Annotated in this window: 20 protein-coding genes; all 20 read right to left on the bottom strand. The window is 39.0% G+C overall.

Translation table 11 applies throughout. The features are described 5' to 3' along the window. Positions 1-8: 8 nt before the first annotated feature. Positions 9-1157, bottom strand: a complete 1149-nt coding sequence (locus JF50_RS04215) for a glycosyltransferase (protein WP_039608251.1) — start codon at positions 1155-1157, stop codon at positions 9-11. Then, positions 1127-1879: a formyl transferase gene (locus tag JF50_RS25950; RefSeq protein WP_052262129.1), complete on the bottom strand. Its 753-nt coding sequence runs from the start codon at positions 1877-1879 to the stop codon at positions 1127-1129. Before JF50_RS25950 ends, JF50_RS04215 begins: the two co-directional genes overlap by 31 nt. Then, on the bottom strand, positions 1872-2831 hold the full coding sequence (locus tag JF50_RS04205) for a polysaccharide deacetylase family protein (RefSeq protein ID WP_039608250.1): 960 nt from the start codon (positions 2829-2831) through the stop codon (positions 1872-1874). Before JF50_RS04205 ends, JF50_RS25950 begins: the two co-directional genes overlap by 8 nt. A 16-nt stretch (positions 2832-2847) precedes the next feature. After that, the gene (locus tag JF50_RS04200) at positions 2848-3777 is read right to left on the bottom strand and encodes a hypothetical protein (RefSeq protein ID WP_152614455.1); all 930 of its coding nucleotides are present in this window, start codon (positions 3775-3777) and stop codon (positions 2848-2850) included. Between the two features lie 73 nt (positions 3778-3850). Continuing rightward, complete coding sequence (locus tag JF50_RS04195; RefSeq protein ID WP_039608248.1) at positions 3851-4972, bottom strand: glycosyltransferase; 1122 nt, start codon at positions 4970-4972, stop codon at positions 3851-3853. 52 nt (positions 4973-5024) lie between these two features. Then, positions 5025-6923, bottom strand: coding sequence for an asparagine synthase (glutamine-hydrolyzing) (gene asnB / locus JF50_RS04190; protein WP_039608247.1), 1899 nt, complete (start codon positions 6921-6923; stop codon positions 5025-5027). A 265-nt stretch (positions 6924-7188) separates the two neighbouring features. Further along, positions 7189-8253: a glycosyl transferase gene (locus JF50_RS04185; RefSeq protein ID WP_039608246.1), complete on the bottom strand. Its 1065-nt coding sequence runs from the start codon at positions 8251-8253 to the stop codon at positions 7189-7191. After that, positions 8250-9494, bottom strand: a complete 1245-nt coding sequence (locus JF50_RS04180; RefSeq protein WP_039608245.1) for an O-antigen translocase — start codon at positions 9492-9494, stop codon at positions 8250-8252. The genes JF50_RS04185 and JF50_RS04180 overlap by 4 nt, the downstream gene beginning before the upstream one ends. Further along, a complete protein-coding gene (locus JF50_RS04175; protein WP_039608244.1) occupies positions 9491-10591 on the bottom strand; it encodes a DegT/DnrJ/EryC1/StrS family aminotransferase in 1101 nt (366 codons plus the stop codon). The genes JF50_RS04180 and JF50_RS04175 overlap by 4 nt, the downstream gene beginning before the upstream one ends. Further along, a complete protein-coding gene (locus tag JF50_RS04170; protein ID WP_039608243.1) occupies positions 10584-11051 on the bottom strand; it encodes an acyltransferase in 468 nt (155 codons plus the stop codon). The genes JF50_RS04175 and JF50_RS04170 overlap by 8 nt, the downstream gene beginning before the upstream one ends. Beyond that, positions 11048-11449: a sugar 3,4-ketoisomerase gene (locus JF50_RS04165; RefSeq protein ID WP_039608242.1), complete on the bottom strand. Its 402-nt coding sequence runs from the start codon at positions 11447-11449 to the stop codon at positions 11048-11050. The genes JF50_RS04170 and JF50_RS04165 overlap by 4 nt, the downstream gene beginning before the upstream one ends. Continuing rightward, entirely contained in the window at positions 11449-12321 is an 873-nt protein-coding gene (gene rfbA / locus JF50_RS04160) for a glucose-1-phosphate thymidylyltransferase RfbA (protein ID WP_039608241.1), read from the bottom strand. The genes JF50_RS04165 and rfbA overlap by 1 nt, the downstream gene beginning before the upstream one ends. After that, positions 12322-13386, bottom strand: a complete 1065-nt coding sequence (rfbB, locus tag JF50_RS04155) for a dTDP-glucose 4,6-dehydratase (RefSeq protein ID WP_039608240.1) — start codon at positions 13384-13386, stop codon at positions 12322-12324. Continuing rightward, complete coding sequence (locus JF50_RS04150) at positions 13386-14408, bottom strand: SDR family oxidoreductase (protein ID WP_039608239.1); 1023 nt, start codon at positions 14406-14408, stop codon at positions 13386-13388. Before JF50_RS04150 ends, rfbB begins: the two co-directional genes overlap by 1 nt. A gap of 60 nt (positions 14409-14468) precedes the next feature. Continuing rightward, on the bottom strand, positions 14469-15749 hold the full coding sequence (gene tviB, locus JF50_RS04145) for a Vi polysaccharide biosynthesis UDP-N-acetylglucosamine C-6 dehydrogenase TviB (RefSeq protein ID WP_039608238.1): 1281 nt from the start codon (positions 15747-15749) through the stop codon (positions 14469-14471). Positions 15750-15769: 20 nt separating this feature from the next. Next, positions 15770-18007 carry a polysaccharide biosynthesis tyrosine autokinase gene (locus JF50_RS04140; protein WP_039608817.1) on the bottom strand — a complete coding sequence of 746 codons (2238 nt, stop codon included), beginning with the start codon at positions 18005-18007 and terminating at the stop codon, positions 15770-15772. A 14-nt stretch (positions 18008-18021) separates the two neighbouring features. Beyond that, positions 18022-18456: a low molecular weight protein-tyrosine-phosphatase gene (locus tag JF50_RS04135; protein WP_039608237.1), complete on the bottom strand. Its 435-nt coding sequence runs from the start codon at positions 18454-18456 to the stop codon at positions 18022-18024. 15 nt (positions 18457-18471) lie between these two features. Then, positions 18472-19596 (bottom strand): polysaccharide export protein, encoded by a 1125-nt coding sequence (locus JF50_RS04130; protein WP_039608236.1) that lies wholly within the window; start codon positions 19594-19596, stop codon positions 18472-18474. Positions 19597-20377: 781 nt separating this feature from the next. Then, complete coding sequence (locus JF50_RS04125) at positions 20378-21379, bottom strand: NAD-dependent epimerase (RefSeq protein ID WP_039608235.1); 1002 nt, start codon at positions 21377-21379, stop codon at positions 20378-20380. A gap of 14 nt (positions 21380-21393) precedes the next feature. Further along, positions 21394-22560 carry a nucleotide sugar dehydrogenase gene (locus JF50_RS04120; protein ID WP_039608234.1) on the bottom strand — a complete coding sequence of 389 codons (1167 nt, stop codon included), beginning with the start codon at positions 22558-22560 and terminating at the stop codon, positions 21394-21396. Between the last annotated feature and the right edge of the window lie 384 nt (positions 22561-22944).

The raw sequence follows: 22944 nt of genomic DNA, 5'->3' as shown, positions 1-22944 counted from the left end.
TCCTAATATCAATATGATTGACTATATAATTGAAAGTACTTTTTTTGAGCACTTTGTATAGAGAAGTGGTTAACAACTCTTTTCTTTGCACTCGCCCCCAATGCTTGTCTTTCTGACTCAGATTGTAACAACAACTTTTTGAGAGCATCCGCAACACTTTGCGAGGAAGTATCAGCGCATACAATTGCGGTCTCCCCGACCAGTTTTAATGCATCTCCTACATTTGTCGTTGCGCAAGGCAGACCCACGTACATAGCTTCACCAAGCACATTCGGAAACCCCTCCGAACGAGAATGAAGGCAAAATATATCCATTGCATTCATAAAACTTGCTACATCTTTAGTTTCATCTTGCAAAACAAAGAGATCGTCTAAACCTTGTCCTTTGATGTTCTCAACCAACTCTTTATTTTCATGATTATTCCCTCTGCCAACCAGAACAAACTTCACGCGATATTTTCGATCTATCAGAGCAGCAGAACTGACAAATAAATCTTGAGCTTTATCACTTGAATATCGTCCCACACTGCCAATTAACAGAGTATCGCTATCCACACCCAATTGCTCACGTAAAAAATTACGTTCGGTCTTAATGTTTGGAGGCACAAACCCGTTTTCAATGACAATCATTTTACTTTCGTTGTAGCCACACTCAATGTGGTAATCTTTGGATGCCTCAGCGACACATACTATTTTGCTTGGTATCGAATACGAAAGTTTGGCATTTAGTTGACGGACTATTTTCGTCATTACTGCATTGCTTTTTAAAAAGGTTGTTCTAATGTTCCAAAATATCTTTTTAAAACCCAATTTTTTTGCTGTTAGGCCGCCTAACAGCTCAGCATGATACATCCAGCATTGTATGACATCATGTTCAGGATCGAACTGGCCTAAGACACTATGTAACTTTTTCAAAAATCGAGGTAATTTTACTAAACTATAATCACACGAAATGACTTTAATGCCTTTGCGTTCAAACTCATCCCATAACGGCGTTCGAATACTCTTTAAACTTACAATAACGTGTTCAATTTCAGGGTTCTGGGCATGAAATTCAGAGATCAAAAGATCAAGCTGACGTTCGGCTCCCCCTTGAAACAAAGCGCTAATAATGTGTACTACTTTCACTAACGAACCCCATTGACAAAATAATGCCACAAGTATTTAAATAGTGTTGGGTGTGACCAAATTGCAGACTCTAAACGATTAGATTGTGTCGATTTATCACCAGCTAACAATTGCTCTAATACTGCTGGTAAAAACTTTAAAATCTCTTTCTGCTGAACAATTGGATACGTTAAAAACCAGTCATTTTTTGAGGGTTCAAAACAGGCCTGCTTTAAAATACCACCAGTATCTATGCCCTCATCTACCAAATGAATGGTAGCGCCAAAGTGCTGCTTGTCCTTATTAACTAATGCCCAATAGCCACCATGTACCCCCCTGTACTTAGGCGTTAACCCCAAGTGGATATTGACAATCGTTTTCTCAATAGATTGAATAAATGCCTTTGACAAAATACGGGTACCGCAAAGAATCACGAGGTCAGCATCCCTATCTTTCACGTGCGAAATAACATCATCTTCATTGACATTAGGCACTGTAAGATAAGGCGCTACCTGATCCAAATTAGTCATATCAGCAGTTAACTCTTTAATTCGGCCACTAGACTTACCGGAGAAAAGACGCATTAAAATCATAAATGCAATTTGGGAAGCAACTTTAATAAGCCCTTGCTTTTTTGCACGCCTTTTCAGCATATTGACTTTATCATCACGTTTTTCTTCTAACCATTCAACTTGATGGCCAGCATCTAATAAAGTAGCGTTGAGCATTTTAGTAGTTAAACTATCACTACCTAATACTAATATTTTAGCCATTTGGAGTTTCCATAAATTTTTCTGCTGCTTCTTGCATGGTTATTGACGCAAAGCCATAACGTTGATGAAGTCGTTTCTGATAATTAATAATATCTGCGAGCTGAGCCATGTTTTCATTTTGCGAAACACCAAAATTATGAGGGTGCCACCAAAGATGAAACAACTTTCCTTTTTTGGCAGCTTGTTTCATGGACCATTTTATTCTCATGATTTTGAGCGGCTCTAGAATAGATAGCTTTTTAGAGTAAGGTCTGAAAAACAAACTTGCAGGAATGTTCAACACACCACTCTCACTGTCTTTGCTTACCTCTTGTGCAAGGCTCCCAGATAGTGGCAAATAACAATCAATCAAACGAAACGCTCTTTTAACTAAGCTTTGCCCCTCATAATTATCCGCATTATATGCCCAGTGTGCAGGGTTCCCCCTGTAGATGTAGACGCCGTTCTCTTTGCACTTTTTCAAGTAATCCGTATTCACCTGATTACGAGGAAATACAATTGATTTCAACTCAACATCAAAACGAGATGCCACAACCTGATTAGCTTCTAAATCTAATCCAAACTGATGTAATGTTTGTCCCTTTTCTAAACAATAGTAATGACAAAAAGTGTGCGAAGCTAACTCTTGCCGTGGAGACTTTGTAATCATATCCACTAAACTGGGGGCAAACACTAGTTCAGGTTCACGTTCAGCAACTTTTTGTTTATACGGTGAATAATGAGTGTTTACATAATCAGGCTCGTTTTGAGGTGAGCAGGCTTGAAAATCTTCATAATTTTGACACCCAAGCGCGCCCACTGTAGCCCACGTACATGCAATGTTATTTTGCGAAAAAAGCGCTAATAGGTCGGGGACTATTTGATGAACTTGCAAAAGGTTACTTTTATAAGAATCTGAAGCGCTATCATGAACCCCCCAAAGTAACTCAAAATCTAATGATATTATAAACATGACTTCTCTATCTTCATTACGCTACACCAAAACCAAGGAACGGTTTACCGATGCGAATATAATAACCGAGCACCAATAAGCACAAAAACATCCCATAAGCACATAACCTGCGCATAGGGCTTAAGCCTAAAGCCATCAACACCGTAAAAATAAAAGCACTCTCGAATACTCTTGCCGTGTAGGCACTTACAAAATAAGTTGCCAAATAAAAAATAATACATGCCAGAGCAAAAATGTATCTTTGTATAAATACCTTTCCTGCTGCATAATACAAAAGCAGTATAGATAACCAAAATACAAAACCAAACCCAGATATAGCTGTCGTGATCGCCTCACCAGCAGCTTGCCTCGCGCCTAAAAACGAGCCTATGATTAACAGTGAGCTTCCCGTAATCAAACTTAAAAAAACCATCGCAAAGCTTTTTACGTCTTCGGCTAGCCTAGTGTTTTGCAAAATAGAACTGACCACAACAAACAGTACTAAAATAAAAAACGAAGAATGAATAAATGGTGTAGAGATTACGAGTAAAAACCGCAAATAATCCCTTTGAGTCATAAGTGCGATAATAAATACAGCAATAGCAAAGCCTTGCCTTAAATGAACAATAAATTTACCAGCAACTTGTGGAAAGATCAGTAGGATTAACAAAAGGAAAAACGCTTTTTGATTAAACCTAACAATATAAAAGCTTACGCTAAAAGAGGATATTAAGATAATACAACGTACTACCAATTCAGGCGTTAAAAAAGTACTCAACCCCATATTTACAAGAAGCCACACAGGCTCGTTGAATAATAAAGATAAAACCCCTCCACTATAAAATCTTGCGAAAATAATATCTGAATTTTCCGCATAGTTTATATAGTTTATTCTATCTAGAATAGTGCTATCTACTGGCAGTGAAATAAGAAATAACGAATAGCTACATGCAATGATGAAACACACCCAGTAGTATCTATAGTCACATGGCTGCAGTGTGAATGGCTGTAAAGCTGGTAACTGAAAAAAGCTAAACCGACTAAGCATCCGTTCTCCCATACAAATTACTATTTAAAACAGATTCCCACTGGTGAACTACATTACTAATAGTAAAAGGGCTTACCGTCGCATATACTCTGTCTCGCGATACCTTTTTACCTAACTGTTTTTGAATCGCAGCGGCGAGTTCCTCAACATCATCCTGTTTTACAAGCTCACCTGCATCACTAGAGGAAATAATCTCTTTTGGCCCACTTTGGCAATCAAAGGAAACCACTGGAGTGCCTAATGCTAAAGATTCCAACAGAACATTAGGAAACCCCTCGTAAGCAGAACTGAGCAGCGTCAACTGAGCTTTTGTATAATAGTCAGATACGTTGGATTTAAACCCTTCAAAGTCAACATTATCTATCACATTGAGCTGTCCCGCTAAATCCTTAAGAGCACTCTCCAAAGGCCCAGTACCAATAATTTTCAACCGAAGACTAGGGTGATTCTTAACGACTTGCGCAAAAGCACTTATCGCATGGTGTAATGACTTTTGCTCTACGAGTCGGCCAACACAGAGAATATAATTTTCTCTTGGTACATTATTTGACAACATAGCCTCACCCTGTTTACGAATTCCCTCGTTAACTGGGTTATAAATGAATGCACTATTGCTCTCAAGACTGGGTTTATAGGCCAGTAAATCAGCTCGCATTGCTTCACACTGATTTATGATCAAATCAACTCGCGCATAAAAAAAGCCAACAAGGGGCAGTACCACAGACTTTAACCACAGACTTTTTTCAGTTGCCAATTTGCGAGTGATTGAATTAATATTACGTGCTATTAAAACAGGAGGCCTGCGCATAAAATAACGAGCTATAGCCGCTATTGGGGTCAACTCGTAACTAAAAACAACCAGTCGCTCAACATCAAATTGCTTTAAATATCTCACTAAAGGAAAAATAGCGCTTCTAGCCTTATCGACACCTAAATTTTTCAACTTTACTCTTTCGTCGAGATCGGAAGCCAGGGTCATTTTTTTCGCATTCAGCGTAAGCAAAGTCACATCCCATCCTCGCTGTGCAAGTGCACTGGCAATAGTTGCACATACTCTCTCAGCGCCACCACCACCCAATGAGCTTATCAACAACGTTACTGATTTGTTTTCCATATATTGCTCTTTTATTTCTAATAATTTTGGAGACTAGCTTTTTCAAAACGACTTACGGTTTCTGACGCATCCACTTTTCTCTCCACATCTCAAATACAAGTAGATACCAAAGTTTATTAATATTTGCTTGTTCACCGGCTAAATAGCTATCTCTAAGCTTGATAGCATACTCCACATTGAATAATCCAGATTCATTTAACCTCTCACGTGACAAATATGTCATAAAATATTCTTTTAATTCATCTTTGAACCATTCAAATAAAGGTACTCCAAAGCCCATTTTTGGCCTATCCATAATTTCTTTGGGAATATACTTATGAACAATTTCTTTAAGAATGTATTTATTTGCTTTTTGATTGAGTTTTAAGTGATCCGGTAATTGCGCAGCAAACTCGATAATGCGGTAGTCTAATAGTGGTTCTCGCCCTTCTAAGCTCACACTCATGGTAGCGCGATCAACTTTTGTTAGAATATTATCAAGCATGTACGTTTTATAATCCGTCGCCAATACATTCGACAGCCAACCTGCATCAATATCTAAGTCAAAGTTAGTCGTTAACTTTTCTGGCTTCTGCTTAAGAAGCAATGCAAGTTCCAACTCCGTAAAAGTACAACTTGAAAGAGCTAACAAACGCTGCTCATCAGCACCCAGCATTGTTGAGAAACGATTCAACCGATCTTCAGCATTATGCATGCCTGCTTTCTCGCACAGCTTATGGATCTGCTTATTCCTCAATAAATGTTCAATCGGCTTGTGAGAAAATGAGGGCAACTTACTAAATGCGTCATGCTTGGCTCTTATACCATTGTATTTAGAATAACCTGCAAATATTTCGTCGCCACCATCTGCACTCAAACTTACAGTGACTTCTTTTCGCGCCAATTGACTGACCAAAGTAGTCGGTATAGAGCTTGGGTCACCAAATGGCTCATCCCAAATATCGGGAAGCGTTGGTAAGATATCTAGAGCATCTTTCTGCGTACAATAATACTCGACATGATCGGTACCTAAAAAGTTTGCAACTTTTTTTGCATGCTCGGCTTCGTTATACTTTTGCTCTTCAAAACCGATTGTAAAAGTTTTAAGTTTTGATGCTCTATTACTTTGGAGTATCGCTGCCACCGCAGAACTATCATACCCGCCACTTAAGAAAACCCCCACAGGCACATCTGCAACCATACGATATTCAAATGCAGAAGATAAAAGCTTCTCGGTTTCTGCAAAGGCGTCTTCTTCGGAAATATCCAATTTCGGTAAGTTGTAATAGTCTACAACATCCCAATATTTGTTCACTTCAAAACTTGCCGATGTAATGTCAAACTCTATGTAATGGCCAGCCAGAAGCTTATGAGTTCCCTCGAAAATAGAGTATGGCTCAGGAATATAACCATATTTAAAAAACTGGCCAACAGCATTGTGGTCAATGACTTTCTTAAAGCTAGGGTGATTGTGAAAGCTCTTAACTTCACTTGAGAATAAGAGAACGCCATTCTGATACGAATAAAACAAAGGCTTAACCCCTGAGCGATCCCTGAACAAATAAAGTTTACTCAGTCTTGAATCAAACAAAGCGATCGCAAACATCCCATTAAACTTGTGTAGCGCTTTAACTCCCCACAGATGGAAAGCTTTTAAAATAACTTCAGTATCAGAGCCAGATTCAAATTGATAACCAGAAACCTCTAGTTCCGCTCTCACTTCTTTGAAATTATATACTTCACCATTGTAAACCATTGTGAGATGTTCGAAGGACATAGGTTGATGCCCATGGTTTGACAAATCAAGTATAGATAATCTCGTATGTCCTAAACCTAAATTGAAGCCCGAAAGTTCAGAGAAATGAACACCACAATCATCTGGTCCTCTATGCTCTAAGGAGTTGACCATACCATTTAAGTCTTCAATAGAAGCGCTTTTACTAAAATCTAAAAAACCTGTAATACCACACACAGACTAGTTCCTCAAAAATCTTTAATAAGACAATACAAAATGAAAATAAAAACTACACGGGTATAATTTTTAATTCCGACAGTTCAGTAAGCATTCAAAATTTATTATCACTGAGAACTACCTGTATCAAAGTAAATAGTGGGAAATTTTGATTTCAACATTTCCCTATAAAATCAAATAAGAAGTCAGCTTTTTAGCCGAAAATCCAGTTTAAAGTAAACCGTGATGACCCTAATCAAAGAGGAAAACAACCAAGGACTGTCAGTTATAACGACCATTCCTTGATATATTTCTCTGCAACCGTCTTGTAATCATGCAGGCTACAAACGTACTCGCGTGATTTCAAACCTAAATCGTTCAAATCTTGTGCCGAAGTAGCTATTACTCTCTCTAGTTTATCAACTATATCATTAACACAAGGCTTGATGTTAATGACTGGGGAGTCATCAATACCGAAACATTTTAAAGACTCAGGCTCAGCTCCACCAAGTGTTACTTTGCCCATTGCCATTGCCAGCAATCCATTTACACCCAAAGAATGACTATTAACTTGATCGATGATTACATCAGTCTTGGACATCAGCTCTAGATATTCTTTGAGCGGCATTTTCCCCTCAATTATAAAATCAATGTGAGGGTGCTTTGGTTTAAGTATTTCAAAGGCCTTCTTAACATAATGAGTCCCTTTAAACCCCTCTCTATTCAATCCATGAAAAATAGTTAGCCGCTTATTTTCACCAATATTGTTGCGAGTAATTTCATCTGTGTTTATAGGTATAGGAATTACATTTCTCAAATTGCTTACATGTGAATATGATGCTTGATACTCATACATGATGGGGATTACACCATCAACTAAATTAACAAGAGTTCTATTTTTAGCAAGTTTCGACGCACACTCATACATTGATGTGCTGGATTTAAAGTCATATTTAAGAGAGTCGTTAAATGGACCATACTTAAGCTTGTCCTTACCATATTTCCAGAAAAATGCATCATCACCAGCACCCAAAAGAAACACTTTGCCATTCCTTTTTTTAAGCCGCTTAAGCATTAACTCATTTGGGAATAAATCTTGACAAAAATATTCTGCATTTACAATCTGGACGACATCATAACCTTTGATACTATTTAAAAAATTTAAGAACTGTACCCTTCTAAGGACTTTGGAAACAACTCCACTGCCTTCAACGCCAAGCTTTATATCAGCAGAAATATTTTTCCAACCATCTCCATTTGATGCAACGGTTACTTCATGACCTAAAGCAATCAAACCTTCTTGGAGGTTTTTGTGAAGGCTACTGAATTCCCCTAACAATAATATTTTCAAGAAAACTTTCTCCAAACTAAAAAAGAAACAGCCATTAAATACAGTGTATAGCTCGCTGCATAAGCATAAGTCATCCCAATTAACCCGAATGTATTTAAGCTAAATATAGACAGTAAAATAAAAACGCTCAGAAAAGCTAATTCTAAAAATATATATTGCCTGGCAAGTGCTTTTGCCACAAAGAGGTATGCAAACAGCCACGCTGTCACCTTTAACACGTCACCAACTAACTGCCATAAAAAAAGCTCTCTCATTGGAGAGAATTCATTTGTAAAAACCAGCCATATGATAAAATCTTTAAGTATAAAAATCCCCAAAGACATACAGCAGACGACAGGAAATATTAACTTAATGCCCCCTTTCAACTCGGCTTTGAGTTCTAAGTTGCATTTTATCTCTGACAGTCTAGGCAGGTAGTAAGTGCTTAACGCCGTTGTAATAACCATCAAATACATCGACGAGATATACCACATTCCTTGCCAATAACCAGCCTCATCAACCCCTAAGTTAGAAATGATGTAGTCCCTAATGAAAAAGTGACTAATTGGCGTTGCAAGTGCTGGAACCAGCGCCATTAAAGAGAACTTAAAAAGCTTCGAAGCAATAATGCGATTAAACTTCCCCTTGAAATAGGTAAATTTAATTAGACCATTTTGCCTCAAACGATATAGTACCACTAAGAATATAATAGACTGATTGGTAACTAGAGCGATAAGTGCCCCCGTAAGCCCCAGAAAATATACAAATCCACAAGTAAAAATAAGGCTGTATACACTTTGTATAATTTGAACCTTAATTAACTCTTTAACTTCCTTAAGGCCATTGAGAACGGATAAGATTAGCGTATTAAGAACGTACAAAAAAATGGTAAAGCCAAAAGTAACAAACACAAAACCATAATTTTCTGAATCAAAAACTTCTTTTGATAAAAAACTAGAAAAGCTTATAAGTACAACGCTAACGAATAAGCAACAAAAAAAGCTTATCCGTATCGCAGTTGCTAAGAGTTGAGGCAGCTCTTCTGAATCCTTTCCATACTCAGCGGTATATTTAGTTATGCCTGCATTCATAGCACCTTGCCCTAAAGTCATAACTAATTGGGAAAAGTTTTGAAATTGACCTATGATTGCTATCCCTGCAGGCCCTAAATACACTGCGACTACCTTATTGATTGCAAGGCCTGACAGTAATTTTATAACAGTAGATATAAAGCTTAAAAATGTCGTTTTAACTAAGTTCATGAGAAGTTATTTAAAGACTCTATTATCCACTCAATATCTTTAATATTTGTTACAGGCCCCATAGGCAAAGACAAGATATTATTATGTATATTTTCAGTTATTGGGTACTCACCTGTAAACACCCCTTTATATGCCTGCTGCATATGAGGAGGGATAGGGTAGTGAACTAAAGTCTGAATATCTTTCTCGGTTAGATAAGCGATTAACCTGTCTCTGTCTTCAACCTCAATAGTAAATAAATGCCAAACATGACCCACTTGCTCTACAACTGTAGGTAGTTTAATTAAAGGGTTGTTAATACCTTCCAGATAAGCTTTCGCTACAGACTGACGTTGCTGCGTCTCTGCATCTAAGTATTTTAATTTTACACTTAACATAGCGGCTTGAATTTCATCTAACCGACTATTTACACCTTGATATAGGTTCTCATACTTTTTATGCGAGCCATAGTTTCTCAGCGCTTTAAGCGTTGTAGCTAGAGATTCATCATTGGTAGTGATGGCACCGGCATCTCCTAATGCCCCCAGGTTTTTCCCTGGATAAAAACTAAATGCCCCCGCATCCCCCCAGTTGCCACACTTTTTATTAGCAATTTGTGCACCGTGAGATTGAGCACAATCTTCTAACACTAAAAGGTTGTGAGAGTTAGCATAAGCCATAATTTCATCCATCGGGGATATTTGGCCATATAAATGCACAGGTAAAATCGCTTTTGTTTTTTGTGAAGTCGCGTTTTTAATGCCTTCAATTGACAAGTTATATGTTTGTGGATCAGGTTCAACTAATACTGGAACAAGATCATTTTCTGTAATCGACAGAATACTCGCAATATACGTATTTGCAGGAACAATGACTTCATCACCAGCGCTAAGCTTACCAAGCTCTTTCCATGCGCGTAACGTCAACGTTAACGCATCTAATCCATTTGCGACACCAATACAATATTTAGTACCACAATATTGTGCAAATTGCTCTTCAAAACTCGCAAGCTCTGTTCCTTGGATATACCAACCAGAATCAATTACTCTGCTGCATGCTTCATTAAGCTCATCTTTATATTGTTCGTTTATTTTTTTTAAATCTAAAAACTTAATCATGTGGCTTCTCTAAATACTTAACTACTTTAGCTGGATTACCAACTACAACGGCATAGGGAGGAACGTCTTTAGTGACAACTGAGCCTGCTCCAATCATACAATGTTCACCAAGAGTCAGTCCGGGTAAGATGGTTGCATTAGCACCGATTGAAGCCCCCTCTTTAATCAAGATTTTTGAAAACTCTTCAGGAAAGTGTTTTGACCTTGGATATTTGTCATTGGTAAAAGCGACACAAGGGCCGATAAACACATTATCTTCTATTCTGATCCCATCCCAAAGGTAAACACCAGACTTTACAGTAACGTTATCACCAATTATGACGTCATTCTCAATGAGTGTATGAGCGCATATGTTGCAATTTTTACCCAAAACTGCCCCAGGTAAAACAACGCTAAACTGCCAAATTCTCGTTTTTTCTCCAATGGATTTCGTCTGAACATCACTTAATTGATGGATCATATTGATACCGCTTTTAGGAAGTTATCATAGTCTCTGATGTAATCTGACTCGTCATAATGTTCACTCGCCAATACCATTAAAATGCAATCTTCACTGAAATCATGCATCTCATGCCACTGCATTACATCAATCAATACACCTTGTGTAGGACTATTCATCAAAACCGTTGTCTTTTGATTGCCATCATCCATTAGCATTTTGCAGCTTCCCTTTATGCAAATAGCAACCTGCTGGGTTGCTTTATGAGCATGAAAGCCTCTTGGGATCTGAGGATCAACCCCATAAATATAGTAAACACGCTTAATATCAAATGGAACTGCCTGATTGCCTTCTAAAACAACTAGCTGACCGCGCTCATCACCAAGTGACTTTAATTGAATTTCCTGCACAAAACTCACTATTTTTTGTCCTTTATTAATGCACTTAAGTATTGACCATAGCTATTTTTAGACATGAGTTGAGCTCTTTCTTGAACCAACTGAGCATCTATCCAGCCTTGGTTTAACGCGATTTCTTCTAAACAAGCGACTTTGAAACCTTGTCGTTTCTCTATGGTTTCAACAAACATTGCGGCTTCTAACAGACTGTCATGCGTACCTGTATCTAACCACGCAAATCCGCGGCCGAGCAGCTCTACATTTAGATCTCCACGCTCTAGGTACTTTTGATTTACGGTTGTGATCTCAAGTTCGCCACGCTCTGATGGCTCAACAGACTTTGCGATTGATACAACATCGTTGTCGTAAAAATATAAGCCTGTAACCGCAAAGCTCGACTTTGGTGTTTTTGGCTTTTCTTCGATCGAAATTGCTTTTTGGTTGGCATCAAACTCAACAACACCAAAACGCTCTGGATCATGCACCTTATAACCAAAGACAGTCGCGCCAGAACCTCTTTTCGCCGCATTAATAAGTTTAGGTGAGAAACCTTGTCCCCAAAAAATATTGTCGCCCAGCACCAAACAGACACTGTCATCACCGATGAACTCCTCACCAATAATGAACGCTTGCGCCAACCCATCTGGCGTCGGTTGTTCTGCATATTGTAAAGACACGCCAAACTGACTACCACTACCCAACAAGCGTTCAAAACTAGCACGATCTTCTGGTGTGGTAATTATCAGTATTTCTCTGATACCCGCTAACATTAACACTGATAACGGATAGTAAATCATTGGCTTGTCATATACTGGCAACAGCTGTTTTGATACACCCTCAGTAATTGGATACAGACGTGTGCCAGAACCGCCAGCTAGAATAATCCCTTTCATTTAGCCTTCCCCAAGTCTTTCTAAACTGTATGAACCATCCAATACTGATTGCCACCAAGGTTGGTTTTCAAGATACCAAATTACTGTCTTTTTCAACCCAGACTCAAACGTTTCTAAAGGCTTCCAGCCTAGTTCATTGAATATTTTGCTCGCATCAATCGCATAGCGAACATCATGTCCAGGCCTATCAGTTACAAAGGTAATCAAGTCTTTATAAGACTCAACACCTGAAGGTTTTTGAGGAACCAGCTCCTCAAGAAGCGTGCAAATATTCTCAACGACCTGTAGATTACTCATCTCATTATGGCCGCCGATGTTATATGTCTCACCAACCACGCCTTCTTTTAATACTAAGTACAATGCTCTTGCGTGGTCTTCAACGAATAACCAGTCTCTAATCTGCTGGCCGTCGCCATAAACTGGCAGAGGCTTGCCTTCTAGAGCATTTAAGATCATCAATGGGATCAATTTTTCTGGGAAGTGATATGGCCCATAATTATTAGAACAATTAGTCACCAATGTCGGTAAATTAAAAGTTCGTTGCCAAGCTCTAACTAAGTGATCACTTGATGCTTTTGATGCTGAATATGGAGAACTTGGCGCATAAGAAGTCTGCTCAGTGAATAAGTCATCCGTTCCCTCCAAGTCACCAAAAACCTCGTCAGTCGAGATATGGTGAAACTTAAAGTTTGCTTGTTTCTCGCCATCCAAGCGCTGGTAGTAACTTCTAGCCACCTCAAGCAAATTATACGTACCTACAATATTCGTCTCGATAAAAGCTGCTGGCCCATCAATTGAACGGTCTACATGACTCTCAGCAGCAAGGTGCATAATTAAATCAGGTTGGTGCTCCTCAAACACTCTTTGTAGTGCTTTAGAATCACAAATATCCACCTGCTCAAAAACATACCTTTCGCTGCTTGATACAGAATCAAGCGAAGATAAATTGCCTGCATAAGTAAGTTTATCAACATTCACGACAGAGTCATTGGTCTCATTGATAATATGACGGATCACTGCAGAGCCAATAAATCCGGCCCCACCAGTCACAAGTATTTTTGCCATTAGCTCAAGAACTCCTTATACCAAGGCATAGCTTTTGCGATACCATCGAGAATTCTATATTGAGGTTCATAACCTAGTAAGTTTTGCGCTTTAGAAATATCTGCCTGAGAATGTCTTACATCCCCCGCTCTAAACTCTCTATAGTTAGGCTTACCTGAAACAGCGATATCATTTTCATTTAACGCACTTGCAATGGCACCATACAAATCATTCAAAGTAGTGCGATCGCCGACGGCTACATTATAAACTTGATCTTTTGCATCATCATTGGCAGTCGCAGCAAGGATATTCATTTGAACCGTATTTTCAATGAAACAAAAATCTCTACTGGTTTCACCATCTCCATTAATGAAAACTTCTTCACCTTGGATCATCGCTGCCGTCCACTTTGGGATCACCGCTGCATATGCGCCATTAGGATCCTGACGTTTACCAAATACATTAAAATAGCGCAGCCCAATTGTTTTAAAGCCATATGTACGAGCAAATACACCTGCATATAACTCATTTACATACTTAGTTACAGCATAAGGAGAAAGTGGGTTTCCTATATTCTCTTCCACTTTTGGGAGTGCTGGGTGATCACCATACGTTGAGCTACTCGCCGCATAAGTAAAGCTTTTTACTTCCGCTTCTTTAGCAGCCTGCAACATATTAAGAAAACCAGTAATATTTGCAGCGTTACTAGTGATAGGATCAGCTATCGAACGAGGCACAGAACCAAGAGCCGCTTGATGAAGTACATAATCAACCCCACCTACCGCTTTTTCACAGGTAGGGTAATCTCGGATATCTCCCTCGATAAAAGTGAAGTTATCCCATTGAGTACTACTCACTAGACCTTGGACTTCATTTAGATTATGTTGATGGCCAGTGGCAAAGTTATCTAAACCAATCACTTTTTGCCCAAGTTTCAGAAGTGTTTCTAATAAGTTTGATCCGATAAAACCCGCTACCCCAGTTATTAGCCATACTTTAGGTGAAGCGATTAAATCATTTTGAATTTCATTGAAGCGTGTCATTATTTTTCCATAAAAAAAGTAGGATCGGTTCACAAACCGAGCCTACTTAGTATTTTAATCTTATAAGCGCATATCTACGGTATTTTTATCCAGTACATATTTTAAATCATATAAAATATGTTCATCCTTACCGAACTTACGAATAGCTTCACTGCCTAATTGCTTGAACTCGTTATGTCCAACAGCCAAAATAATGGCATCGTAGTGGCCTTGCTTGGCCTCAGTAGCCAACTTCAGGCCATATTCATGCTCGGCTTCTTCGCTGGAGCACCATGGATCTACCACATCGACATTCACATTGTACTCTTTAAGCTCTTCAACAATATCAATCACTCTGGTGTTGCGAAGATCAGGGCAGTTTTCTTTAAACGTAAAGCCCATAACAAGGACATTTGCACCTTCAACATGAATACGTTGCTTTAACATGTTTTTGACTAATTGAGAAACAACATATTGGCCCATGCCATCATTCAATCGACGGCCTGCTAAGATCATTTCTGGGTGATATCCAACGCTTTGTGCTTTATGTGTTAAATAATATGGGTCAACACCAATACAGTGCCCCCCGACCAAACCCGGACGGAATGGCAAAAAGTTCCATTTTGTACCAGCAGCCTCTAATACTTCTAAGGTATCGATACCAAGCTTATTAAAGATAATAGAAAGCTCATTGATCAACGCTATATTCACATCTCGCTGCGTATTTTCAATCACCTTTGCAGCCTCAGCGACTTTGATACTTGATGCTTTGTGAGTGCCAGCAGTGATAATTGACTTATATAGCTGATCAACCACTTCAGCGATCTCATCCGTAGAACCTGAAGTCACTTTTAATATATTAGTAACTCTATGCTCTTTATCACCAGGGTTAATACGCTCAGGCGAGTAACCCGCAAAAAAATCTTTGTTAAATTTAAGGCCTGAGACACGTTCTACGACAGGAATACAATCTTCTTCTGTAGCACCTGGATAAACTGTCGACTCATATATGATGATATCGCCTTTACTTACCACTTTACCCAGCATTTCACTCGCTTTTATAAGCGGAGTTAATTTAGGCTGTTTGTGTTCATCGATTGGTGTCGGCACTGTGACGATATAAACATTACAATTTTTTAAATCATCAACATTATAAGAATAATTTAGCTGCGGAGATAACTTGAGCTCTTCATCACTCACCTCTAGCGTAGAATCATGTCCACCTAGTAACTCCGAAATACGTTCTTGGTTTATATCAAAGCCAAGAGTTTGATATTGCTTACCAAACTCTACGGCCAGTGGCAAACCTACATATCCTAGGCCAATGATCGCGACCCGCTTCCCTTTTAATAACTCTTGCATTTTAATACTCTTCAATAAAACTATTTGTCAGACTTATATTCGTAGTTGTAGTATCCATAATACCCATATGCATTACTGGCTTTCTTGACTACACCGTTAAATACAACACCTTTAACATCTATACCATTTTGCTCAAATCTATTACGAGTCAGCTCTAACTCTTTTACATGGTTTTGTCCAAATCTTGTAACCAGTAAAGTGCTTCCTGCGTGTGCACTAACAATAGCAGGGTCTGTGACAGCCAAAATTGGTGGTGTATCAATGATAACGAGATCATATTTTGCACTAACCTCTTCAACTAAATCGCTAAAGTTTTTGTGCATTAATAATTCTGAAGGGTTAGGTGGGATTTGCCCTCGCGTCATCACATCCAAGCTTTCAACTTGCGTACTCTTAGTGGCAGCCTGCAAGTCAATCCGACCAGATAAGTAATCACTTAATCCATTTTCCCACTTCAAACCAAACTGTGTCTGCAAATACCCTTTACGCATGTCAGCATCAATGATGAGTACTTTCTTATCACTTTGAGCAAGCACAGTGGCTAGGTTAACTGAGATAAATGACTTACCAACACCTGGACTTGGGCCTGAAATCGCAATCACATTATTTTTTGCTTCCATCATTGCAAAATGTAAGCTGGTTCTAAGGCTTCGCAACGCTTCAATAGATAAATCTGCAGGGTTGTCCATTGCCAGTATCGATTTGGCTTTGGCCGTTTTACCCTTCCGCGCTTTAGCAAACCCAGTTAACTTCACTTGATACTCAGAATAAGGAACACTGGCGTAAACAGGTAACCCAAGCGCCTCAATCTGGTTTGGATCTTCGATACCTTTGTGCATGGCTCTTTGAAGTAACACAAGCGCTACGGCAATTGCACCACCAAATAGAGTAGCAAGCATCACTATAAAATGTTTACTAGGTTTTACCGGAACGGCTGTATTGACCTCAGCGAAATCAATGATTCGGACATTACCAACGGTACCAGCACGAACAATGTCCAGCTCTTGAGTTTTAGCCAGTAGTAACGTGTATATTTCGTTATTTACCTGAACATCACGAGTCAAACGCAGTAGCTCTTGTTGTGTCTCAGGTAAGCCCTTAATCTCTCTTGCCAATCTGCGTTTTTGGTTTTCCACAGCTTCTATCTGCTCTAACGCAGCTTGATAACTAGGGTGGCTTTGCTTAAATTTGCGTGCCAACTCTAGTTTTTTAAGTTCTAGCTCTTGCAGTCTTGTCTCTAATTTAACTATCTGCTTTAAAACACCTTCAGTTTCAAGAGAAATATCAATCGACTGCTGTTTTACCTGATAATCATTCAGTCTTTGCTCTGAAGCTTCTAATTGCTTTTTAACTTGAGGCAGCTGGTATTCTAAAAAGTCTAGGGACTTTTGAGCTTCAGCGCTGTTACGTTCAACGTTTCTGTGTACATAAATTTGGGCGACCTCATTGAGGACAGTTTTTGCATACTCAGGGTTTGCGTTCAAAAAGCCTAAAATAATAATCCCAGAATCTTTACCTCTCTCACTTGCACCAATTGCTTTTTGCAAGTCAAGAATAGTACTCAATCGCTGTTTTTTAGTTAAAATGAACTCTGTTCCGGTGCGTGCGTGCAGCGTTTTTAAAGTCAGCTTAAACTCGCCGTTGATGACCTCTTCGCCGACCTTTCCGCTTAATAAGACCTGACCGTCGTCATTTTGTAGTTCAAACCGATTATTTTCAAGCGCAACTAAGGTGAATACCTTGCCTACTGCATTAGATGGTACTTCGAAGCGAAAGACCTCGATTTCTTCGCCACCCCAAGCATAACTATTGGCACCCAAACTCGGTTCTGCTAGCCCACCGGCTTGGAGAGGGATGTAAGTTCGAAATGCTCTTTCGCCAATTAAAGGAAAATGCTTTGGTGTAGCAACTATATCCAACTTAAGTTTGTCAACAGCCTCACCGATGATACTGCGAGACTTTAAGAGTTCTATTTCAGTAATAGCAGCAGAGGTGCTTTCAAACATGCCGCCCAACTCGTCAAATCCAGGAACTGTTCCACCTTTTTCCTCCACTTGGATCATGGCAGTTGCTTGGTATATTGGCGTACTGAACGTAGCAATCACAACGCCAATCAACATGCATAATACAGTAATGCTTATGATAAAAAATTTACGATCTAGCAACGCCCCTATAATCGCCAGCAAATCGATTTCATGGAGCTGCTGCGATGCTTGCTTATCTTGCATTCCAGCTGCCAAGTTTGATTGAGCATTCATTGACTCTTTCATCCTTATAAATACTTTTGCCAAGCGCTACAAGCGCTATCAATTAAATCGTATACGTGTTCAAAGGCTTCACGACTCTGCCGATAAGGGTCAGGGATCTCTTTGTCACCTAACCACTTACCAAGTAAAAAGGTTTTTCCTCTTGCCTCAGGGTAACGCGCGCATAAATCTTGTACGTGGCGTTGCTCCATCACCAATATAAGCGCATTACTTGAAACTAGTGAAGACGATATTTGACGTCCTTTATGTGAGGACATGTCTATCCCATTACCCTGCGCTAACTCACTGGCCATGGAGTCAGCACCTTTGTCGACTAAAGCGGTTAACCCTGCGGAGGAAACACTGATACTTTTTCCTTCAAGTTTACTCTTCAGTACATACTCTGCAGTCGGGCTGCGGCAAATATTACCAGCACAGACAACCAATACACTATCAAACATACTCAGATACCTATCTTACTGATTATCTATTTCCTGAACTGCATCAACAGTTGTCAATGAAGGAAGTAACAAGCTAATAACTTTGTTCCAACGCGCTATTGGTGCACTCGTGACATAAACAATATCTTGAGGGTAAAGCTCAAACTGTTCGGCTAAAACCAAGGATGCAATATTGCTTGCTCTTAATTGGAAAACATCAGCAATTACACCATCGGTTTCTAGGTTTTTCTTTCGCAGTACGAAAATTCCATTGCCATCTGCGCTGCGTTCATTTATACCACCAGACTCAGACAGTGCTTGGGCTAGGTTTAAGCCGTATCGATTGATAGCAACAGTCCCAACCACTTTCACATCCCCCATCACATATACATTGCTGTTATCATTTCGTGGGATATGAATAACATCGCCGTGCTTAAGTAAACGATTTTGGGAAATATCACCTTCGGAATAAAACTCCTCAAGATCAATAGCTTCAGTTACATTGCCTCGAGAGAAGGTCACTTCTTTCCAGTCAGCTCTTTCTGACATACCACCGGCTTGATTAATGGCATCTATCAGCGTCAATGGCGTTTCAGTTATCGCATAAACCCCCGGTCTGTTAACTTCACCTGTGACATACGCCTTTTGGCTGTTAAAACCAACCACCTTAACATCAATCTGCGGGTCTTCAATCACTCTGCTTAATCGCTTAATTAAATCCTCTCTAATTTCTACAACAGTTCTACCCACTGCAGGAACATTAGGTGCGTATGCATAAGTAAAGGTGCCATTTGCTTGCACTCTAAAACCATCGAATTCCGCCGTTCTTTGCACCGCCGCGGGAATCGTTAACTCTGGATGGTCCCAAACCCCAACGGTGATAACATCTCCAACACCGAGACGGTACTTATAATCGGACAGGTCAAGAGCACCTTTCGTATTAATACTACGCGGTAATTTTTGAGCTTTTTGCTGATTAATTAGACTTGAATCTATGAGCTGAATATTAACTTTTGAAAGGTCTTGTTCTAAGCTTGTTGTTTTATCACCTGATGTAATTCCTTCAAAATGCCCACCGGGGATCAAGGTGCAGCCACTCATCACCAAAACACATGCTGACGCAACTGAGTTAGCAATGGTTTTTTTACAACATAAGGCCATTTTTTCTTCCTAAATATTTTTAATACTTATTCTTAGTTACTAAGTTTGAAGTAACTTAACAACATAATTCCTACTTATGCGATGGCTAATTAAACCATGCGATGTTCTCAATCGCAAGTTTACATTGCGTTAATGTTACATGAGTTTTACTAAAGATTTGTTGCAATGGCCTTTAATCTTACTAAAGTCTAATTTAGCATAAAAAATAATTTGCTAACCGACTAAAAAACAACAGTTTTACCCGAAATAGAAACACACCTTTTTAGCAAGAATGAGTACGAACTTAAAAGCGACAATTGCTAAAATATAAATAATAAGGAATGTGCAATGCAGTGAATACTGCAACTAGTGTTCTGTCTTGAACCAAACAACACACTGTTAATAGCTTATAGGAATAAACAAAGATATATAAACTCAGCCTTCCAATGCTTTGACGTTCACGGTCCTTATGATTCAAGCATTATACTATATAAACAATATAAGGCCAATCAATCTACATTATTTAAAACCGCATGCAGTTACCCTTAGCACACAACCCGTTGTAATGTAGTAACTTAAACACAATAGTTTTTATGCACTCTCAGCACCATGCATAATAAAGAGGTTAAAAAAGCAAACAATCAATAGTTCATTTTGCGAGTAGGCATTTCAGGTCAGCTTAGCTACAACACCTAACAAGTGGCAGTGAATAAACATGTTTTGCAACATGATAAATCAGTAAAAAAGCCTCGAAGGAGAGACGTAGAGAATTTAAAAATTCTCTACGTATTCGTGGTTAGCATCAAAGATAAAATGATCTATACCATTTAACTAATTCTGCAACGCCTGTTTTAACATCCACTTGAGGCACATATGAAGTAGCCTTAAATAGATCATTGGTTTGTGCATAAGTTTTATACACATCTCCAGCCTGCATTTCTCTAAAATTCTTCTTAGCAACAATACCAAGCTCTTCCTCAATGGCTGTAATAAAGTCCATTAGATTAATTGGGCTGCCATGACCAATATTATAAACAGCATATGGCGCTGAGCTTGTTGCTGGTGTGCCATTTTCAACTTTCCATTGCTCATCTCTTACAGGTATCACATCTGCGATTCTGACAACCCCCTCAACGATATCATCTATATACGTAAAGTCGCGCCACATGTCGCCATTATTGTTTACGTCAATCGTGTCACCGTTGAGTATTTTCTTTGTAAAAATATATGGCGCCATATCTGGTCTGCCCCACGGCCCATATACTGTAAAGAATCGCAACCCTGTGGTAGGTAAATCGTATAAATGTGAGTAGCTATGAGCCATTAATTCATTTGATTTCTTAGTCGCTGCATAAAACGAAATAGGATGATCTACAGAGTCGCTTGTTTCAAATGGTGTCTTCTCGTTTAAACCATATACTGAGCTTGACGAGGCATATACTAAATGAGAAACCTTTTCCTGACGGCACCCTTCTAGAATATTAAGATGGCCAACTAAGTTACTGTCAGCATACGCATGAGGGTTTTCAATCGAATATCTCACACCAGCTTGTGCAGCTAGATGTATAACACGATCAAACTGCTCGCGTTTGAACAAATCAGCAGTAGCCTCTCTGTCAGCAATATCTAACTTTATAAAAGTGAACCGACTATCTTTAATACGATTTAATCGAGCATGTTTTAGCTCAACATCGTAATAGTCATTGATATTATCGATACCAACAACTTCACATTCAGTATCAAGTAATCTTTTACATACAGCAGCGCCAATAAACCCTGCAGCGCCAGTAACCAAATATTTCATTCTTTCACCTCTACTTAATCGTTGCCAAAAAGATCTCGTGTATACACTTTTTCAGCAACATCCCTGAGATTGTCATCCATTCTGTTCGCAATGATAACATCTGACATTGTTTTCAACTCTTCAACATCTGAGATAACCCTAGAGTTAAAAAACGTATCTTCATTTAATGAAGGCTCATAAACAACAACCTCTATGCCTTTAGCTTTAATGCGCTTCATCACGCCTTGGATTGCAGAGGCTCGGAAGTTATCAGACCCTGTTTTCATCACCAACCTATAGATTCCCACAACTTTCGGGGCTCTCTTAATAATTGAATCAGCGATGAAGTCTTTTCTCGTAGAGTTTGCATCCACAATAGCCCTAATCATATTATTAGGTACATCTTTGTAGTTAGCTAACAGCTGTTTTGTATCTTTTGGCAAGCAATAGCCACCATAACCAAACGAAGGGTTATTATAATGGTTGCCAATACGAGGGTCTAAACTGACCCCTTCAATAATTTGCTTCGAATCCAGTTCGTGAGATTCTGCATAGCTATCAAGTTCATTGAAATAAGCAACTCGCATTGCTAAATACGTATTTGAAAATAACTTGATCGCTTCCGCTTCTGTAGAATTAGTTAACAAAACAGAAATGGACTCTTTTTCAGCCCCTTGTTTTAACAAATCAGCAAAAACTTGCGCTCGCTCACTGTTCTCTCCGACAATAATGCGTGAAGGATATAAATTATCATAAAGTGCATTACCTTCGCGTAAAAACTCTGGTGAGAAGATGATTTGGTCAGTGTCAAATTGACGTTTAACTGTTTCGGTGTAACCAACGGGTACCGTTGACTTGATGACCATCACTGCCGTAGGGTTTATTTCAAGCACATCTTTAATAACACTTTCGACAGAGGCAGTGTTAAAGTAGTTGGTTTGCGGGTCATAGTCTGTTGGCGTAGCAATCACAACAAACTCAGCACCTCTAAGGGCTTCCTGTTTATCTGTGGTTGCAACAAAATCTAAAGATTCATTCTTAAGATACTCTGAGATATGTGCATCTTCTATAGGAGATTTTCGTGCACACAGTAAATTGACCTTTTCGACATCTATGTCTAGAGCGGTTACAGAGTTGTGTTGAGACAGCAAAAGTGCATTAGATAGTCCAACATAACCAGTACCAACGACCGTAATTTTCATTCTTAAAAACCTACTTTTCAATTTATTCAACTAACACTACCGCCAGTTCCCGGCAGGAATTGTAGCAAACAAAATTGACGCTGTAATCAACTAAAAACACGCCAATTTGGGGGACAAACAACCCTGTTAAACCTTTATTTCTAAGGAAATAAAAACAATTTCTTTAACGCCAGTCCTAACTTTAAAGGTATGATGTGAGGTTTAATTTTTCTAGCTGACGTGTTCACGCTTACAGTCAAAATTTAGCAAGCAAGATTTTGTAATAAGTAAATTATTGAGACATCTACTCTAATTTGTTTCAAAGAAACATCGATTTATTGATTGGTCAGGTAAAACTGCCAATGTCGATAACTCAAGTACATTGGCAGTAAAAAATGGATAAGG

The organism is Pseudoalteromonas luteoviolacea (assembly GCF_000814765.1).
Classification (GTDB): Bacteria; Pseudomonadota; Gammaproteobacteria; order Enterobacterales; family Alteromonadaceae; genus Pseudoalteromonas; species Pseudoalteromonas luteoviolacea_H.
Note: the sequence above shows the minus strand (reverse complement) of the source record. Positions and strands in the feature narration are given on the sequence as shown.

Coding starts and splice junctions, on each gene's coding strand:
- JF50_RS04140 (WP_039608817.1), bottom strand. CDS start 18,007: ATGAATGCTCAATCAAACTTGGCAGCTGGAATGCAAGATAAGCAAGCA.
- JF50_RS04135 (WP_039608237.1), bottom strand. CDS start 18,456: ATGTTTGATAGTGTATTGGTTGTCTGTGCTGGTAATATTTGCCGCAGC.
- JF50_RS25950 (WP_052262129.1), bottom strand. CDS start 1,879: ATGGCTAAAATATTAGTATTAGGTAGTGATAGTTTAACTACTAAAATG.
- rfbA (WP_039608241.1), bottom strand. CDS start 12,321: ATGAAAGGGATTATTCTAGCTGGCGGTTCTGGCACACGTCTGTATCCA.
- JF50_RS04180 (WP_039608245.1), bottom strand. CDS start 9,494: ATGAACTTAGTTAAAACGACATTTTTAAGCTTTATATCTACTGTTATA.
- rfbB (WP_039608240.1), bottom strand. CDS start 13,386: ATGGCAAAAATACTTGTGACTGGTGGGGCCGGATTTATTGGCTCTGCA.
- JF50_RS04195 (WP_039608248.1), bottom strand. CDS start 4,972: ATGGAAAACAAATCAGTAACGTTGTTGATAAGCTCATTGGGTGGTGGT.
- JF50_RS04120 (WP_039608234.1), bottom strand. CDS start 22,560: ATGAAAATTACGGTCGTTGGTACTGGTTATGTTGGACTATCTAATGCA.
- JF50_RS04175 (WP_039608244.1), bottom strand. CDS start 10,591: ATGATTAAGTTTTTAGATTTAAAAAAAATAAACGAACAATATAAAGAT.
- JF50_RS04125 (WP_039608235.1), bottom strand. CDS start 21,379: ATGAAATATTTGGTTACTGGCGCTGCAGGGTTTATTGGCGCTGCTGTA.
- JF50_RS04150 (WP_039608239.1), bottom strand. CDS start 14,408: ATGACACGCTTCAATGAAATTCAAAATGATTTAATCGCTTCACCTAAA.
- JF50_RS04170 (WP_039608243.1), bottom strand. CDS start 11,051: ATGATCCATCAATTAAGTGATGTTCAGACGAAATCCATTGGAGAAAAA.
- JF50_RS04130 (WP_039608236.1), bottom strand. CDS start 19,596: ATGGCCTTATGTTGTAAAAAAACCATTGCTAACTCAGTTGCGTCAGCA.
- tviB (WP_039608238.1), bottom strand. CDS start 15,749: ATGCAAGAGTTATTAAAAGGGAAGCGGGTCGCGATCATTGGCCTAGGA.
- JF50_RS04205 (WP_039608250.1), bottom strand. CDS start 2,831: ATGTTTATAATATCATTAGATTTTGAGTTACTTTGGGGGGTTCATGAT.